This is a genomic window from Tepidanaerobacter sp. EBM-49, assembly GCF_001896645.1.
GTDB lineage: Bacteria > Bacillota > Thermosediminibacteria > Thermosediminibacterales > Tepidanaerobacteraceae > Tepidanaerobacter > Tepidanaerobacter syntrophicus.
The window spans coordinates 156,132-173,752 of the sequence record NZ_MPPE01000041.1 but is presented as its reverse complement, the minus strand read 5'-3'; the positions used below and the strand labels follow the sequence as shown (position 1 = coordinate 173,752).

Genomic DNA, 17,621 nt, shown 5'->3' with positions numbered 1-17,621 from the left:
TGATATGAAAAAATTCTCTTTTAGGTTAGAAACCCCTCTTCGAATTAAAGAACTAAAGGAAAAAATTGAAAAACAAAAGCTTGCCGAAGCTATTAATGAAAAAAACAAGGCAGAAAAATCTTTGACCCAATTAGAATTATCAAAGAAAGATACATGGGAGAAAATAGAAAAACAATTATATGATTCTATAAAGACAAATGTTTTATCAGACTTTGGTGTTTATTCTGCTCATATTTCTTCTAAAATTGATAGGCAAAAAATCGTTGTAAAAAACACGCACAGATTTTATGAAGAGAGAGTGCATTCATATATAATTTCGAGAAGAGAAAAACAAATCCTAGAAAAAGTAAAAGAAAAAAAATTCGCAGTATACAATAAAAACCTGAATGCTGAGGAACAAAAAATCACCGATGAGGTTGCTAACATAAACTATGACCGATTAGAAAGGGATACAAACGGCAATGGAAACCAGTAAGGGCAGAAGCATTGTTTTGATTATAATAGCAATAATACTATTAATAGCGCTTGCAGCAGGCATAATACTTTATTTTAATTTTTATGATATAAATAAACTCAATCCATCTTTAAAAGCGATTTTATCAAAAGTGCCTATTTTAAATAAAAAGATTATACAGCAAGATGCAAGCGCTGATGCAAACAAAGAAGAAGAAAAACAGCAGATACTTCAAGAAAAAGAGAAGATAAAGGAAGAATGGGCTGCAATAGAAAAACAAAAGTTAGAGCTGCAAAATAAAGAGGCAGAATTAAAGCAAAAAGAAGCAGAGCTTGAAGCAAAAGAACAGGAAATTCAAGTCAACAACGAAAAACTTGAGACACAAATAGCAAATGTTAAAAACTTAGCCCAGTACTACGAACTAATGGATGCAAGCAGCGCTGCTAAAATCCTTCAAAATGTAGAAGATGAGTTTTTGATACAACTTTTTCAGAACATGAAAAAAGATGCCGTTGCCGAAATATTGTCCAATCTTGATCCTAAAAAAGCCGCTTCAGTTACTAAGAAAATGAGCGGATTACAGTAATTAAAAACAATGTGCGTGAAAGGAGGTGATAAAGATGAATATGGTTCTTCAACTTTCAGAGCCGGCGTCTGCATCAGCAAACAGTTCAACTAAAGCAAGAGTTAGCCCAAATGACAAGAAGACAAAAAGTTTCCAGGATTGCCTAAAAAGCGTAAATCAGGACACGACTGAGAGCAGTCGGCAAGCTAAAGATGATAGCGAAGATGGTATAAAAGAAGAAAAAACAGCAGTTTTAAGTCAGCTACTTACAATTTTGTACCAACACAGGCAAACAAAGGATTCGAATTTACCTTTAGATGCAAACGTTTTTGGAGCCTTGGTAAATTTTGAAAAAGATTTTCCTGTCTTGGAAATGACATTAAAATCTTGTGAAAAAAACCTTGCAGAATGCTGGCAAGATATACTTCATGAGTTTAACTCCAGTGGAAAAATCGACACTGAAAATATCAGTAAGTTTTATCAAATATTAAAGGATATCTTTCCTGATTTTTCAATAACAGAAGGCGAAACAGCCGATTTACTAAATAAGACCTTGATAGCTACGCTGGATTCAAATAAAAACAATGGTAGTGATGTTTCAGACGATATAAACTCTTTACCAAATAAGCCCGAATTTTTCATATCCGATTTCTTGACAAAGGATAGCAAAAAGGCAGATAATGTAAATTACGTTAAAGAAGATAAGATAATAAATAATGAAAATCGGAAAGATAGGCAAACCTTGGACAAAAATTCCGCAAATGTTTTGATAAGCAAAGGCGATACGATCTCTGCGAAAACGTTGGATATTACGAATACCGCTAATAAAAACAGTTTTCAAGATTTATCTAATGTGAATTTGCAAGACATATTTTTAAAAAAATCTTCGACAGTTGCCACGGCTAAATTTGGCTCTGAATTAACATCTGCTGCAAAAACCGATCAAAATTATGAGATATTTAATCAATTAATCGACAAAATAAATTTTGCTATAAAAGAAAATATGCAGCAAGTAAATATTAGATTAAAGCCTGATTATCTCGGAAATATCTTAATTAAACTGACATCAAGTAAAGATAAACTGAGAACAGAGTTTTTTGTGGAAAATGCCCAGCTCAGGGATGCTTTAAAAATGCATGCTATTGATTTTCAAAGTCAAATAAAAGAGCGAGGATACGAGGTCTCGGAAATTAATGTTTATAATTTGTCTGATGGACTTGACTTGAGCACATCCGACCAGCGACAAAGTAATAATTACAATCGCAATAAGGCAAAAGGGGTGCGCAATATTTTTGGCAGTTTAGAAGAAGACGGAAGGCAAGCTCTACTGGAAAATCATTATGATCAGTGGGGAAACATAAGCCAAGTCAATTACATTGTTTAGGAGGTGCGTTGTATGTCTACATCAATCAATACAGATTACTATAATGGCGCTGTAAACAAGCAGCAAGAATCAAAGGCGTCACAATTAGACAAAGATGATTTTCTAAAATTATTAGTAACACAGCTAAGATATCAAAACCCCTTAGAACCTATGAATAATAATGAATATATAGCTCAATTGGCTCAGTTTAGCTCATTAGAGCAAATGCAGAATCTTAATTTACAAGTAGCAAATCTTTCAGCTCTTAGTACTATAGGAAAGTCAGCCTCGGCTATTGTTGAACAAAGCGAAATAGAAGGTGTGATTACCGGAATTGCTTTTAATGAGGGCACAGTGAATTTGATTATAGACACAGGAGATTATGAAGTAAAAGTTCCTATAGCTAATGTAGCCGAAATAAGATAAAGAGAGGTTGTGAAAATGGACGATTATTTAAAGATACAACAACGTATAAACGATGTGCAGATATTTCCTGCTTCAGAAAGTACAAAAAAACAGGATGCTGTTGCAAAAAACGGGACGTTTGGCGATATACTCAAGCAAAAAGTAGAAGAGAATGAATTAAAGATATCTCAACACGCCCAGATGCGTATGAATATGCGTAATATAAATTTAACAGAAGAACAAAAGAAGATGCTCAGCAATGCCGTTGACAGAGCAAGCCAAAAAGGCGTGAAAGAGTCTCTAGTTTTAATGCAAGACATGGCCTTTGTTGTTAGCGTAAAAAATCGCACTGTGATTACTGCTATGAACGGGGAGAGCATAAAAGAAAACGTATTTACAAATATTGATGGCGCCGTAATTTTATAAGCCGGACCGCAAGGAGGCTTTAAGCTCCCGACTGACTGAAGGAGCTGGCGCTAAAATTATTAGGAGGGATTTAGCATGATGCGGTCAATGTTTTCTGGGGTAACAGGCCTTAGAAATCATCAAGTAAAAATGGATGTTATAGGGAACAACATCGCAAATGTTAATACAGTTGGATTTAAAAAGAGCAGAGTAATTTTTCAAGATACATTAAGTCAGACTATGCAAGGAGCGTCGTCTCCTCAGGGAAACCGAGGAGGTACAAATCCCATGCAGGTCGGATTGGGTATGCAAATAGCTTCTATTGACACGATACATTCTCCAAGCAGTGCAGAATATACAGGGAATATGACAGATATGTCAATCGAAGGTGAAGGATATTTCATACTTGGCGATGGAGCTCAAACATATTTTACAAGAGCTGGGAATTTCGGATTTGATGCAAACGGAAATCTTATAAATACTGCAAGCGGCCTTAAAGTAATGGGATGGCAAGATGCGGAAAAACATGAAGTTCCTCAAGATAAATCACCCGGGTCAATAACGAGCATTGAGATTAGAAAAGGCATGATGATACCGGCATCCGCTACAAGCGAAGTGAAGTTTGCAAAAAATCTCAATGCAGAAACAGCGGCTAATGAATCTTATACATTGCCATTTAAGGTATACGACTCCTTAGGCTCAGGACATACATTAAATATTAAATTTGCTAAAACTGCTACTGCAAATGAATGGTCTTATGAGATAACATCTGCAGACAGCGCATTAACCGGCTTGCAAAACAACACAGGTACTTTAAGTTTTGATGTCAATGGCAAATATATTCCTCCGGCAAATGCACAAAATCCGCTGACTATAACGCTTAATAATGTAGCTGCCGATATATCAATTGATATTGATTTTTCAGGCATGACTCAATATGCAAAGGAGACTACCGCCGATCTTTCTTACCAAAATGGCTATCCGGCGGGAACATTGACAGATATTACTACTGATGCCAGCGGAGTAATTACCGGAATCTTTGACAACGGCTACAGCAAACAGCTTGCTCAAGTTGCCATCGCAAACTTTGATAATCCGGGGGGTCTTATAAAGGCAGGTCAGAATATGTACAGCATATCTAACAATTCCGGTGAGCCTCAAATAGGAGAAAGCGGCACCGGCGGTCGCGGCGCTATTTCTCCCGGTTATCTTGAAATGTCTAATGTGGATCTTTCGGAAGAATTTACCCAGATGATAATAACTCAGAGGGGTTTTCAGGCTAATTCTCGTATTATTACTACATCGGATGAGATGCTTCAAGAACTTGTGAACCTTAAAAGATAGGATAATCTTTTATTAACCGGGCTTAGCATTTTGCTAAGCCCGGGATAGAGGTGTCAAAACATGATAGAACTTACCAGATTAAATGGCACAAAATTTTTTTTAAACGCCGAACTAATTGAAATTATAGAATCAACTCCCGACACCGTTATAACGCTAACAACCGATAAAAAGCTTGTAGTATTGGAAAACAAGGATGAAATTATTGATAAAGTAATAGAATATAAAAGACGAATTTTTCTAAAGTAAAACTTGCAATTTCGAAGGGACTGGCAAAAATGGATTTAGCTACAATTATAGGTATCATCAGCGGCATTGCGCTAATGACCTGGGCGATTTTCACAGGCGGTACCCTGTCTGCATTTATTGATATTCCCTCAGCTATGATAGTTTTTGGCGGCGTTATTGCAGCAACTCTTATTAATTATCCGCTGTCAAAACTTACTAGCTTAATGAAAATAATTAAAATCGTCTTTACTGAAAAACCCATTGAGGCAGGGGATGTAATACACACAATAATAGGACTTGCCGAAACTGCTAGAAGAGAGGGATTACTAGCCCTAGAAGATGCCGCATATCAGCTTAAAGATGATTTTATGAAAAAAGGGATACTCCTTATTGTAGACGGTACAGATCCTGAACTTGTAAAAAATATAATGGAGACTGAGCTTGCTTTTTTAGAGGAACGCCACAGCGAAGGCCAAGGCATACTTGAAACGATGGGTACCTTGGCTCCGGCTTTTGGACTTATAGGAACTATAATAGGACTTATAAATATGTTAAAAAATCTTGATAAACCTGAATTAATAGGTCCGGGGATGGCGGTAGCCCTTATTACTACATTTTACGGTGCGCTGATTGCTAATATGTTTTTCATTCCTATGGCCGGAAAACTCAAAGTAAGAAGTCGCGAAGAAATATTGGTTAAAGAAGTGATGATAGAAGGGATACTTTCCATACAGGCCGGCGAAAATCCAAGGATCATTGAAGAAAAACTCAAAGCGTTCTTAGCTCCAGACAATCGAAAACGTATGGGTTCTAATAAAAATACTGAAAGCGGTGAAGACGTTGCCTGGCAGCAGACGGCGAAATAATAATAACGAAAAGCAAGGCGGGGGTTCTCCTGCCTGGATGACAACTTACGGAGATCTTGTAACTCAAATTCTTTTATTTTTTGTTTTACTTTTTTCTCTTTCGAATTTAGACAGCGGAAAATTCAGCTCTGCAATGACATCTCTTCAAGGCTCTTTAGGCATATTAGATGGCGGTTCTGCTATTATGGGTGGAGAGTTTACGGAGGCCGGCAATAGCGGCGAATTCTTGATTTCTGCTGAGGAACAGCGAGAATTCGAGCAGCTGGAGTCGAAGATACAAAAAGTAATAGATGAAGGCGACATCGGCGGCGTGCATTTAAGCTTAGACGAAAGAGGGTTGGTAGTAAGATTTGTGGAAGGAGTGCTGTTTGATTCAGGAAAAGCAGAAATAAAAGACGATGCAAAAAAGATACTAGATAAGCTTGCACCTATTCTTATTGAAAGCCATAGGCAAATAAGAATAGAAGGTCATACAGATAATCTTCCCATACATACAAAAGAATTTCCGTCAAACTGGGAATTATCAACTGCTAGAGCGGTGAATGTGGTAAAATACCTTATAGAGCGGCACAATATGTCGCCTTATATCATATCAGCAGCCGGATATAGTGAATACAGACCGATAGCACCTAATGATTCCGAAAGAAACAGGGCCTTAAACAGGCGCGTTGATATTATAATTTTAAAATCAACATCAGAAGCACAAGAGCCTAGATAAAGGAGGACAATACAAACTTGGCAGCCCAAAATGAAAATGCAAATACTAACCCTAAAAAGGGTAAGTTCAGCAACTTGTTAATTATTATATTTATAGCTATAGTATTATTGGCCCTTACAACCGGTATAGCATACTTTGTTGCAACAAATACAGTAGGTCGAAGTTCAGATAACGCAAATGGTTCTTCGGAAAAATCTGCAAAAAGTTATGTTACTCATGATGCAGGAGAATTTCTTACTAATTTATCTGATAAGGGATATATAAAACTTTCATTAGTCTATTTATTAGAAAGCAAAGAAGTGCAAGAACAAGTTACACAAAAAGACAGTGAAATAAGAGATAGGATATTCAGTATACTAAGGTCGAAAACTTATGATTCAGTGAAAGACAGTAATGGCATGGAAGACCTGAGAAAAGAAATAAAAAGCTCATTGAACCAGATTCTTGGCGAAGGAAGTATCGCAGAGGTTTATTTTACCAGTATCATAGTAAACTAAAGACGGAGGCGGTAAGTTTTGTCAGATATACTTTCACAAAATGAGATAGATGCTCTTCTAGCCGCTCTGTCGACAGGGGAAGTCAAAGCTGAGGAAATAAAAAAAGAATCTGAAAAAAAAGTAAAACTATATGATTTTAAGCGTCCGAATAAATTTTCTAAGGAACAACTGAATACCCTCAGCATGATACATGAAAATTTTGCTCGCCTTTTAACTACTTATTTATCTGCTCAATTGCGGACTTTTGTTCAAATAAATGTATTTTTTGTTGAGCAAATGACATATAACGAATTTATATCTTCTCTCCCGAATCCTTCTTTGATATCTGTTGTAGATTTTTCTCCGCTAAAGGGTGCGGCAATAATGGAAATAAATCCATCTATTGCATTTTCAATAATTGATAGATTACTAGGAGGACCGGGGGATTATAGCGGCAAGTTGCGGGAGCCTACAGAAATTGAAACAACTATTATAGAAAAGATTTTTACAAAAATGACAAGTATACTAAATGAGGCATGGAAGGACATAGAAAATATTCAAACCAAAATGGAAAAACTTGAAACAAATTCTCAATTTGTTCAACTTGTTTCCCCTAACGAGGCAGTAGCCCTAATAACTTTCAATGCAAAAATCGGAAAAACCGAAGGCATGATAAACATTTGTATACCTCATATAGTCTTAGAGCCTATAATGCCTAAGCTGTCAACAAGAATTTGGTTGGCCACAACCGGTCAAGAGCAATCGAGTAGTGCAAAAGAAGTAATTATTGATAAGGTCCATGATACTAAAATACAATTGAGAGTTGAGCTTGGTCGAGCAAGTATAACAATAGGGGAGTTTCTTGGCCTTTCCGTTGGGGATGTAATAAGACTAAACAGAGATATAAAGGATGGGGTAGATGTTCGCATAAAGGATAAATTAAAATTTTCAGGCTCCGTAGGTATACATCGCAACAAAATGGCTGTAAAAGTTCAAAAAATTTATTACGAAAAGGAGGGATCTTATGAATGATCACTTCCTGTCGCCGGAAGAGATTAAAGAGCTTATCAATGATCCGAATGGTGCAGATAAAAATATCCAGATTACAAAAGAAGAAATAGATGCGCTAGGAGAAATAGGAAATATATCAATAGGAACATCTGCCACCACACTTTATTCTTTGCTTAAGAATAAAGTTGTCATCACAACTCCGAAAGTATCGATAACAACTATTAAAAAACTAAAAGAGGCATATCCCATCCCATTTATAAGTGTTGAAGTTTCATATACTAAGGGCATAAACGGAAGTACCTTGATGATAATGAAAGAAGAAGATGCCAAAATTATAGCTGATCTTATGATGGGCGGAGATGGACGAAACGTCGACGATTTGGAACTTGATGATATAAGAATGAGTGCCGTTGGAGAAGCCATGAATCAGATGATGGGATCTGCTGCCACTTCTTTGTCGATAATGCTTAAAAAGGACATAAGTATTTCGCCGCCTACTTTAACTAGGGTAGATTTAGCGGCAGATTCTTTGAAAGGGTATTTTGATGAAAATGAAGATATAGTAGATATATCCTTTACAATGGAAGTTGGCGATTTTCTAAAAAGCGAAATAATGCAGCTTATGCCCATAACCTTTGCAAAAAGGCTTGCCGCAGAGCTTTATTCGCTTTCGATGGGAGAAACTGTGCCTGAGGAAAGCCCTGCAAGCGGCGAAGATACTGATACAGATCTTACGGCAAATAGCACCTATAATAATGAACCGCCTAAAAAAGAACCTCAGCCAAATAAGCCAATAAAGCAGGAGGTACCGCAAAAATCAAAAACAGAGGAGCACTCGGCTAACACGCAAAATCAAAATGTCACAGTTAAACCTGTAGAATTTCATCCGCTTCAAGAGGAAGCAGTGTTTAGCCCACCATCAAGCCTGGATTTAATATTGGACGTCCCGTTAGAGGTCACTGTCGAATTAGGCAGGACAGAAAAAACGGTAAAAGAGATTCTGGAAATTTCTTCAGGAACAATAATAGAACTGGACAAAATGGCAGGAGAGCCTGCCGACATTTTAGTTAATGGCAAACTAATAGCCAAAGGTGAAGTTGTAGTAATAGACGAAAACTTCGGAGTTCGAATAACGGAAATAATTAATTCTGTTGACAGGGTTAAAAGTTTACAGTAACAGGAGGATGAGTTTCATGGGAGGAATATTAATAGTAGACGATGCCGCTTTTATGAGAATGATGATTAAAGATATATTGACTAAAAACGGTTATCAAGTTTCAGGAGAAGCAGAAAATGGAGCGGTAGCAGTTCAGGCGTACAATGAATTAAAGCCAGATCTTGTAATAATGGATATCACAATGCCGGAAATGGATGGAATTGAAGCTGTTAAAAAAATAAAGGCAATTGACCCTTCGGCAAAAATCATAATGTGCTCAGCAATGGGCCAGCAAGCCATGGTAATAGATGCTATTCAGGCCGGAGCCAGAGATTTTGTGGTAAAACCTTTTCAACCGGAAAGAGTCATTGAAGCAGTAAAGAAGGCCTTAAGTTAAACTGAAGAAGGTTCTTATATGAAAAGATATACAGTTTGCATTATAGTATTTTTTATCTTGTTTATGGCGTTGCCGGCTACTTACAGCTATGGTGACTCAATAAACATTGATAATCTTAAAAATTATGACTTTGATACTCCTAATATAAATGGAAATGGGACCAATCAAGGTTATAGTAGTTTTAAGGGTATTACCACGCTTTTAGTTTATTTCTTATTCTTTATAATTGTATCTTTCATGGCTTATTTTACTGTTAAGTGGGTGGGAAAGCATCAAGTTAAGGTAAATATAAAAAGCAAGTATATGGAAGTAGTTGATAGTTTATTTTTCGGAAGCGACAAGGGGCTGTACATTGTAAAAACTCCAGAGGGAATGTTTATACTAGGTGTGACTAAAGAAAATATAACTTTAATTGAAAGACTTGGAGAAAATGAAGAGGAGCTTATAAAAGCTGCCGAGTCAAATAAGGATGCTCATGATAAAATTTTTTCTGATCATTTGAATTCTTATTTAAAAAAGCTAAAAAGCGGCTCAACAAAGACAAGTACGGTGAACAAAAGTGAAAAATCTTAAACGTTACATATTTTTGATAACATCTGCAATGCTGTTATTCTTTATAGTCGGCCAAAAAGTTGTATATGCTGCTCCGGCTCCGGAAGAAATTCCTATTCCTATACCGGCATTTCCTTTTATTAAGCCTGCTGAAACCGCAAACGAAACTGCAATGACACTGCAAATAATTTTGATTTTGACAATATTGTCCCTTGCACCTTCTATATTAATATTATTGACATCATTTACCCGCACAATTATAGTGCTTTCATTTGTAAGGAATGGCTTAGGAGTTCAGCAAGTTCCACCAACTCAAGTTTTGATAGGTCTTGCATTATTTATTACTGTTTTTATAATGGCTCCTGTCTGGACTGATATAAATAACAATGCATTGCAGCCGTATCTTAGACAAGAAATAAATACGCAAGAGGCCTTAGAGAAAGCTCAGGTTCCCTTACGAAATTTTATGTTCCGGCAAACTAGAGAAAAAGATTTGGCTTTATTTGTCCATTATGCTAAATTGGAACAGCCTCTAAAAACACTTGACGATATACCTACATATGTCTTGATTCCGGCTTTTGTAATAAGCGAGCTAAAAACCGCTTTCCAGATGGGTTTTATAATATTCATACCGTTTTTAGTTATAGATATGATAGTATCAAGCACACTTATGTCAATGGGTATGCTGATGCTGCCTCCAATAATGATATCTTTACCGTTTAAAATACTGCTTTTTGTAATGGTGGACGGTTGGAATCTGGTGATTAATTCGTTACTTACAGGTTTTCATTAAAAAACTTAAAAGGACGTGAGGGCAAAATGACTCAAGAAACGGTGATATATATTGCAAAAGAAGCCCTATCAGTAGCTTTACTGGTCTCAGCACCTGCGCTGGTGTTAAGTATGGTAGTAGGTGTTATTATCAGTATTTTTCAAGCCACAACTCAAATTCAAGAACAAACATTAACGTTTGTCCCGAAAATCATAGCGGTAATGGTCTCTATGGTTATATTCGGTCCATGGATGCTAAATATTATAACGCAATTTACATACAATCTTTTTTCGAGCATCCCAAATTTTATTTATTAATAATTCTATAGTCATTAGGCAGATAATATGAGTACAGAAAACGAAATTGCTATAATCAAATATCTTTTAATTTTATTTAGATGTTCTAGCTTTTTTATGCTTACTCCCGTTTTTGGTAGGCGAGAAATTCCGGCTCAAGCCAAAATAGGACTTGCGGCACTGATTTCTTTTATAGTATACCCTTTTATTTCTGCCCCTAATCTGGCCATGAATTTTTGGGATATCGCTTCATGTGTTTTAAAAGAATTTGCAACAGGAATCTCGATGGGATATGCTGTCTTTTTAGTATTTTCTGCACTGTATCTTGCTGGGGGAATTATAGATTTTGAGATGGGTTTTGGAATGGTAAATGTTTTAGATCCTCAAAGCAACACACAAATTCCGCTTATGGGGAATTATTACTATATTTTAGCCCTTTTAATGTTTTTAACTTTTGACGGACACCATATGCTGATTACAGCAGTTATTAGGAGCTATGAATTGATACCTTTAGGGACAGCTACATACAGCAAGGGATTACTCAATATTATGATTGCAGGGTTTGGTGATATGTTTGCACTTGGTGTGAAGATAGCACTGCCGATTGCCGCAATTGTTTTTCTGACAGATCTTTCCCTTGGAATAATTGCGCGGACTGTTCCACAGATGAACGTATTTATATTAGGTCTTCCTTTAAAGATAGCAATAGGAATGATAGGAATGATTATAATTTTCCCGATGTTTATTGTGGTTTTAGGCTCTATGTATGATGAAGTTTATAGAAAAATCTTGATGGTTGTAATGGAAATGCAGGTAAGGCCATGAATTTGCAATTATTTTCAGAAGAAAGAACAGAGAAAGCCACACCGAGAAAGCGTCAAAAGGCTCGGGAAAAAGGCCAGGTTTTTTCTAGTAGAGAATTGAATTCTGCTTTATTACTTTTTACCGGTTTTTTACTTATTAAAATCACAGGGAAAAACTTAATCGCAAATTCTATGGATTTTTTTGAATATATTTTGACTGACGTTATTAATTTAGATATCTTTAACATCCAATCCATAAAAGCTTTTTTCTATGAGGTGATTATCTTTATAGCAAAAGGCCTTGCACCTATTGCTCTAGGCTTATGCGCAGTTGGGATTATAGCAAATTACATGCAAGTAGGTTTTGTGATAAGTTTCGAACCCTTATCTCCAAAACTTGAAAGAATAAATCCTTTAGAAGGTTTTAAACGAATATTTTCAAAACGAGGTTTACTCGAGCTTGTAAAGTCAATTGTAAAAATTCTTGGTGTAGCGTATATAGTCTATACGGTAATAAACAAATATAGGACTTATTTTTCCCTTATGCTAGATATGCAGCTTACAGACACTTTGAGTTTGACGGCAGGAATTGCTTTTGAAATTGGAATCAAGGCATCAGCTATTCTTTTAATAATAGCCGCGGTTGATTATTTCTACCAGTGGCGTGAATATGAAACAAGTTTAATGATGTCAAAGCAGGAGTTAAAGGAAGAATATAAAGAAGTGGAAGGGAATCCTCAGATAAAATCACGAATTCGGCAGGTACAGCGTCAAATGGCTCGAAGCAGAATGATGCAAAATGTAGGTAAGGCTGATGTTGTTATTACAAATCCTACACACTATGCTGTAGCATTAGGTTATGATGCCTCTACAAATCCCGCACCTGTTGTTTTAGCTAAAGGTGCTGACAAGGTTGCTGAAAAAATTAAGCAGATAGCAATAAAAGAGGATATTCCTATTGTAGAAAATAAAATGCTTGCCCGAACTTTATATAAAACTGTTGAAGTTGGTGACATGATACCTGAGTCGCTATACAATGCAGTTGCAGAAGTTTTGGCATTTATATACAGTTTGAAGGAAAGGGGGTTTAGTTAAATGCAGATTGGCGACATTGTAATGGCTGTAATAGCCGTGCTTATAGTTATTATGATGATAATACCGGTTCCGGCTGCTTTGCTTGATCTTTTATTGACCTTTAATATAACACTGGCATTATTGATTCTGTTAATATCTATGAACACCGAAAAACCCCTTGATTTTTCAATATTTCCTTCTCTTTTGCTTATAACAACGCTGCTTAGGCTTTCCCTTAATATATCTTCAACAAGACTTATCTTAATAAATGGTTATGCCGGAAAGGTTATTGAGGCATTTGGAAATTTTGTCGTCAAAGGAAACCCCTTAGTTGGATTCATAATCTTTATTATAATAGAAGTTATTCAATTTATGGTAATTACCCGAGGCGCCGAAAGAGTTGCAGAGGTTGCCGCCAGATTTACGTTAGATGCTATGCCGGGTAAACAAATGAGTATAGACGCTGATTTAAATGCAGGTATTATTGATGAAGTGCAGGCGCGAGCCCGGCGAGAGGAGATTCAACGGGAAGCAGATTTTTATGGGGCCATGGACGGTGCCAGCAAATTTGTTAAAGGCGATGCCATAGCCGGCATTATCATAACCATAATTAATATCATAGGCGGATTTATTACCGGCATGGTATTTCAGGGATTAGAATTTGCAGAGGCATTAAACAGATATACCCTATTAACAGTAGGTGATGGCCTTATTAGTCAAATTCCTGCTCTTCTTATTTCTACAGCAACAGGTATAGTTGTTACAAAATCAGCAACTTCAGGCCATCTGGGCAAAGATATTATAAAGCAGTTTACGGCATACCCAAGATTACTTTTGCTATCCTCCGGAGTCTTAGCTTTATTTGCAATTATACCGGGTTTGCCGTTTATTCCGTTTATGGCTCTTGCCGGAATGCTGGGATATGCGGGAACGACTCTTAAAAAATCGTCTGAGAGAGAAAGCCAAAAAGTAGAAGAATTACAAAAAGAAAAAGAATTGGAAGAGATGAAAAAACCCGAAAATATATATTCGCTTCTTCAGGTAGATCCTATAGAAGTCGAATTTGGCTATAATATAATTCCCTTAGCTGATGCAAGCCAGGGAGGAGATTTGCTCGACAGAGTAGTTATGATAAGAAGACAGTGCGCTCTTGATTTGGGGATAGTAGTTCCTATGATACGCTTAAGAGATAACATGCAGCTTAGACCAAACGAATATATAATAAAGATAAAAGGCGTTGAAGCGGGCCGATATGAGATTAGAATCGATAGTTACTTGATAATGAATCCCACAGGAGAATCAATAGAAATAGAAGGGATAGAAACTCGCGAGCCTGCTTTTGGATTACCTGCTATGTGGATATCGGCAGATAAAAAGGAAATTGCCGAAATGAAAGGATATACAGTGGTTGATGCATCGTCAGTGCTGGCAACGCACCTTACGGAAATTATAAAAAGATATGCCCATGAACTATTAGGACGTCAAGAGGTCAAAAATCTACTGGACAATTTAAAAGAACAATACCCGGCTTTAGTGGATGAAATAGTGCCGAAACTGCTTACAATAGGAGAAGTACAAAAAGTATTGTCGAATTTATTAAAAGAAAATATACCAATACGCGATCTGGTAACGATTCTTGAAACGTTAGGGGATTATGCGATGCTTACCAAGGACACTGATATACTAACCGAATATGTACGACAAAGACTAAAACGCGTTATAACTGAAAGATTTGTTCCAAATAAAATAGCCCAGGTTATTACACTTGATAGGCAAATTGAAGAAATGATTTTAAATTCTATAACATCAGATGAAACCGGATCCCGCGCAGCTTTAGATCCGGTAGTAGTTCAAAAGATTAGAAATTCCTTTGTGCAAACCGTAAATGAATTGCACGCCAAAGGCATATCTCCAATAGTCTTAACGAGCCCAATGGTTAGAGTATATTTTAAAAAAATAGTGGAAGATTACATTTCTTTGGTGCCGGTTTTATCATACAATGAATTGGAGCCTGATGTTGAAGTCAGGTCAGTAGGAGTGGTAAGCTTAAAATGAAAATTAAAACCTATGTAGCTGACAATATTCAAGAGGCTTTTTATAAAGTAAAAACTGAACTTGGTAAAGATGCCGTTATTCTCCAAACAAAGCACATTAAAAAGGGCGGGCTTTTAGGCTTTTTCGCAAAAAATATGGTAGAAGTAGTTGCTGCCAATGATATAAGTAGTGTGCAAAGCGCTCCTAAAAAGCCCACAATTCAAGTATTGCCTGATATAATAAAACCAGAGGCAGCGGCTACAACTGAACTTGTTCAAATTAAAAGTGAAGTAAAAGAACTAAAGGATATGATAAATAAATTGATTTCTGTCCAAAAACAGCCTACAAATGACATAAAAGCAGATCAGAGCAACATATCTTCTCCACTCAAAGACATTTACAACAGAATGTCTGATATGGAAATAGAGACAGATATCATAAATGCGGTAATAAGCGGTATTAGCGCTGAGATAAAAGAAGGCAGCAGTGAAATCGACCTTCGTAATATTTTTAAAAAGGAAATAGCCTCTTTAGTTGACGCAACTGAGCCAATAGAGCTTTCAAGAGAAAACAATATAATAGCATTTGTGGGCCCTACAGGTGTAGGCAAAACAACTACAATTGCAAAGATTGCAGCACATTTCTCGTTATACAAAAATAAGAGGGTAGCTATGCTGACTACCGATACTTTTAGGGTTGGAGCTATAGAACAATTAAGGCTTTACGGCGATTTAATGGAAATTCCAGTTTTTGTCGTCTACAATTTAGAAGACATGAAACTTATCCATAAAGATATATCAAATTATGATCTACTGCTAGTTGACACTATGGGATTTAATCCTAATAACCGAATGCAAATTAAGAAAATCAAAGGTCTTTTAGATAACATATGCCCTACTGAAATTCATTTGGTAATAAGTGCCTCAACTAAAACCTGTGATTTAATAGATATCTTGAATAATTATAAAGAACTTCAGTATACAAAAATAATAGTGACAAAACTAGATGAGACGAAATCGTATGGTGTACTTTTGAACACGATGAAAGCAGCAAAAAATTGCAAACTTTCTTATTTGACGATGGGTCAAAATGTCCCTGATGATATCGAGGCAGCTTCGGCTGACAGAATTGCAGACATGATTTTGGGGGAAATTTAAGATGTACGAACAAACTTCAAAATTGAGAAAAATAGTTGCGGAAAAGAATTCAATAAGCGACATCTCCGGCGATGGAAAAAATCTTAAAGTATATTGTGTAACAAGTGGTAAAGGCGGAGTCGGTAAAACTAATTTGTCAGTTAATTTAGGTCTTGCCATGCAAAGTTTAGGGAAAAAGGTTTTACTAATTGACGCAGACTTGGGCCTTGCAAATATAGACGTCCTGTTAGGCTTGTTCCCTGAGTACAACCTTTCTCATATATTGTCTATTGGAAAAAGTATTCGCGATATAATTTTGGAAGGTCCTTTGGGAATATCAATACTGCCGGGAGCTTCCGGCCTATATGAACTTGCAAATATTAGCAATTCTGATATTAAATTACTAATTAATAGTTTCAATACCTTAGCCGATGACTTTGATATAATTATAATTGATACAAGCGCCGGCATCTCAAAAAATGTAACAAGCTTTATTACATCTTCAAACGAAACGATAGTCATTACAACTCCGGAACCCGGGGCATTGGCTGATGCTTATGCCATAATTAAAATTTCGCGAGAGTTTTGCGATAAAATTCATGTAGTAGTTAACAAAGCCGACAATTACAAAGAAGCAAATCGAACAATGGAAAAGCTGTCAAGGTCAGCCAAAAAATTCTTAAACATGCAGCTGAATTATCTGGGTTTTGTTTTAGAAGACGAGACAGTTCATAAAGCAAATATGGAGCAAGTTGCATTTTTTGTAAATTACCCAAACAGCCTGGCATCAAAGTGTCTAATGGACATTGGCAGAAAACTGGTATATGGCGAGCCGCTATTACCTAAGACAAATGTAACGCTTAATAGTTGGTTTACAAGGCTTGTATCTATAATCAAAGCCAATACGGGGGTTATCTGATTGGAGAAATGCTACTTAGACATAGGAATGAAGGTGACTTTAGGAATCTTTAATAACGACGCAGAACATTTTTTTCCATCAAAAGTTGAAGATGTTCTAACCGATCATATAATTTTAGGAATGCCCATGAAGCAGGGAAGAATATATTATATAGAAAAAGGCGAAAAAATAAACATATATTTTCCTTCAAAAACTTCTTTTTACTGTATGGAAGGTTTAGTCGAAGGTAAACAATATGAACCGATTCCTGTCATAATTGTAAAGCCGGTTGGAGAGCCTTGTAAAAAGCAAAAGCGAAATTATTTCCGGCTAAATATCGCTTTAAAAGCTTATATAAAATTACCTGATTGCCAAAACCCGATAAAGGTATATACAAAGGATATAAGTGCAGGCGGCGCAAAATTTTCCAGTTCACTGTTTATAAAAGAAGGAACTTTGATCGAAATAATGATTCCGGAAATTTTAGATGATTTATGGCTTAGAGCAATAATAGTCCGCACAGAAAAAAATTATCAAGCTCAGCACTCACATAAATACGATATAGCAGCCCAGTTTACAGAAATCGATGAGTATGCGCAAGATACTATAGCTAAATTTATCTTTTCTACACAAAGAAAGCTTATAAGAAAGGGAATCAAATAGTGCTTATT

At 36.3% G+C, this 17,621-nt stretch carries 22 protein-coding genes; all 22 read left to right on the top strand.

Annotation, left to right across the window (positions count from 1 at the left end):
- Positions 1-4 precede the first annotated feature (4 nt).
- The 22 genes from fliJ (at position 5) to BUE08_RS07515 (ending at position 17,613) form a co-directional block, all read left to right on the top strand.
- The gene (gene fliJ / locus BUE08_RS07620) at positions 5-475 is read left to right on the top strand and encodes a flagellar export protein FliJ (protein ID WP_213951238.1); all 471 of its coding nucleotides are present in this window, start codon (positions 5-7) and stop codon (positions 473-475) included.
- Complete coding sequence (locus BUE08_RS07615; protein ID WP_213951237.1) at positions 462-1,040, top strand: MotE family protein; 579 nt, start codon at positions 462-464, stop codon at positions 1,038-1,040. The genes fliJ and BUE08_RS07615 overlap by 14 nt, the downstream gene beginning before the upstream one ends.
- 34 nt (positions 1,041-1,074) lie before the next feature.
- Complete coding sequence (locus tag BUE08_RS07610; protein WP_286680668.1) at positions 1,075-2,403, top strand: flagellar hook-length control protein FliK; 1,329 nt, start codon at positions 1,075-1,077, stop codon at positions 2,401-2,403.
- A 12-nt stretch (positions 2,404-2,415) separates the two neighbouring features.
- Complete coding sequence (locus BUE08_RS07605; RefSeq protein WP_213951235.1) at positions 2,416-2,808, top strand: flagellar hook capping FlgD N-terminal domain-containing protein; 393 nt, start codon at positions 2,416-2,418, stop codon at positions 2,806-2,808.
- A gap of 15 nt (positions 2,809-2,823) precedes the next feature.
- Entirely contained in the window at positions 2,824-3,213 is a 390-nt protein-coding gene (locus BUE08_RS07600) for a TIGR02530 family flagellar biosynthesis protein (RefSeq protein WP_213951234.1), read from the top strand.
- 75 nt (positions 3,214-3,288) lie between these two features.
- The gene (locus tag BUE08_RS07595; RefSeq protein WP_213951233.1) at positions 3,289-4,536 is read left to right on the top strand and encodes a flagellar hook protein FlgE; all 1,248 of its coding nucleotides are present in this window, start codon (positions 3,289-3,291) and stop codon (positions 4,534-4,536) included.
- A gap of 60 nt (positions 4,537-4,596) precedes the next feature.
- Positions 4,597-4,782 carry a flagellar FlbD family protein gene (locus BUE08_RS07590; protein ID WP_059034149.1) on the top strand — a complete coding sequence of 62 codons (186 nt, stop codon included), beginning with the start codon at positions 4,597-4,599 and terminating at the stop codon, positions 4,780-4,782.
- A gap of 29 nt (positions 4,783-4,811) precedes the next feature.
- Complete coding sequence (locus BUE08_RS07585; protein ID WP_059034148.1) at positions 4,812-5,627, top strand: motility protein A; 816 nt, start codon at positions 4,812-4,814, stop codon at positions 5,625-5,627.
- A 37-nt stretch (positions 5,628-5,664) separates the two neighbouring features.
- Positions 5,665-6,345 carry an OmpA/MotB family protein gene (locus tag BUE08_RS07580; protein ID WP_238142724.1) on the top strand — a complete coding sequence of 227 codons (681 nt, stop codon included), beginning with the start codon at positions 5,665-5,667 and terminating at the stop codon, positions 6,343-6,345.
- 17 nt (positions 6,346-6,362) lie between these two features.
- Complete coding sequence (locus tag BUE08_RS07575) at positions 6,363-6,842, top strand: flagellar basal body-associated FliL family protein (protein ID WP_286680667.1); 480 nt, start codon at positions 6,363-6,365, stop codon at positions 6,840-6,842.
- 18 nt (positions 6,843-6,860) lie between these two features.
- Positions 6,861-7,853 carry a flagellar motor switch protein FliM gene (fliM, locus tag BUE08_RS07570; protein WP_286680666.1) on the top strand — a complete coding sequence of 331 codons (993 nt, stop codon included), beginning with the start codon at positions 6,861-6,863 and terminating at the stop codon, positions 7,851-7,853.
- Positions 7,846-9,009, top strand: a complete 1,164-nt coding sequence (gene fliY, locus BUE08_RS07565; RefSeq protein ID WP_213951227.1) for a flagellar motor switch phosphatase FliY — start codon at positions 7,846-7,848, stop codon at positions 9,007-9,009. The genes fliM and fliY overlap by 8 nt, the downstream gene beginning before the upstream one ends.
- 16 nt (positions 9,010-9,025) lie before the next feature.
- On the top strand, positions 9,026-9,385 hold the full coding sequence (locus BUE08_RS07560) for a response regulator (protein ID WP_213951226.1): 360 nt from the start codon (positions 9,026-9,028) through the stop codon (positions 9,383-9,385).
- 18 nt (positions 9,386-9,403) lie between these two features.
- Positions 9,404-9,958 (top strand): flagellar biosynthetic protein FliO, encoded by a 555-nt coding sequence (locus BUE08_RS07555; RefSeq protein WP_273039494.1) that lies wholly within the window; start codon positions 9,404-9,406, stop codon positions 9,956-9,958.
- A 151-nt stretch (positions 9,959-10,109) separates the two neighbouring features.
- A complete protein-coding gene (gene fliP, locus BUE08_RS07550; RefSeq protein WP_059034367.1) occupies positions 10,110-10,730 on the top strand; it encodes a flagellar type III secretion system pore protein FliP in 621 nt (206 codons plus the stop codon).
- Positions 10,731-10,756: 26 nt separating this feature from the next.
- Positions 10,757-11,026 (top strand): flagellar biosynthesis protein FliQ, encoded by a 270-nt coding sequence (gene fliQ, locus BUE08_RS07545; protein ID WP_059034136.1) that lies wholly within the window; start codon positions 10,757-10,759, stop codon positions 11,024-11,026.
- A gap of 27 nt (positions 11,027-11,053) precedes the next feature.
- Positions 11,054-11,830 carry a flagellar biosynthetic protein FliR gene (gene fliR / locus BUE08_RS07540; protein ID WP_281795303.1) on the top strand — a complete coding sequence of 259 codons (777 nt, stop codon included), beginning with the start codon at positions 11,054-11,056 and terminating at the stop codon, positions 11,828-11,830.
- Positions 11,827-12,903 (top strand): flagellar biosynthesis protein FlhB, encoded by a 1,077-nt coding sequence (gene flhB / locus BUE08_RS07535; protein ID WP_281795306.1) that lies wholly within the window; start codon positions 11,827-11,829, stop codon positions 12,901-12,903. Before fliR ends, flhB begins: the two co-directional genes overlap by 4 nt.
- Complete coding sequence (gene flhA, locus BUE08_RS07530) at positions 12,904-14,937, top strand: flagellar biosynthesis protein FlhA (protein ID WP_286680665.1); 2,034 nt, start codon at positions 12,904-12,906, stop codon at positions 14,935-14,937. It abuts the gene before it with no gap.
- The gene (gene flhF / locus BUE08_RS07525; RefSeq protein WP_281743467.1) at positions 14,934-16,073 is read left to right on the top strand and encodes a flagellar biosynthesis GTPase FlhF; all 1,140 of its coding nucleotides are present in this window, start codon (positions 14,934-14,936) and stop codon (positions 16,071-16,073) included. The genes flhA and flhF overlap by 4 nt, the downstream gene beginning before the upstream one ends.
- A gap of 1 nt (position 16,074) precedes the next feature.
- Positions 16,075-16,971: a MinD/ParA family protein gene (locus BUE08_RS07520; RefSeq protein ID WP_059034126.1), complete on the top strand. Its 897-nt coding sequence runs from the start codon at positions 16,075-16,077 to the stop codon at positions 16,969-16,971.
- Positions 16,972-17,613 (top strand): flagellar brake protein, encoded by a 642-nt coding sequence (locus BUE08_RS07515; protein WP_286680664.1) that lies wholly within the window; start codon positions 16,972-16,974, stop codon positions 17,611-17,613.
- Positions 17,614-17,621: the final 8 nt, after the last annotated feature.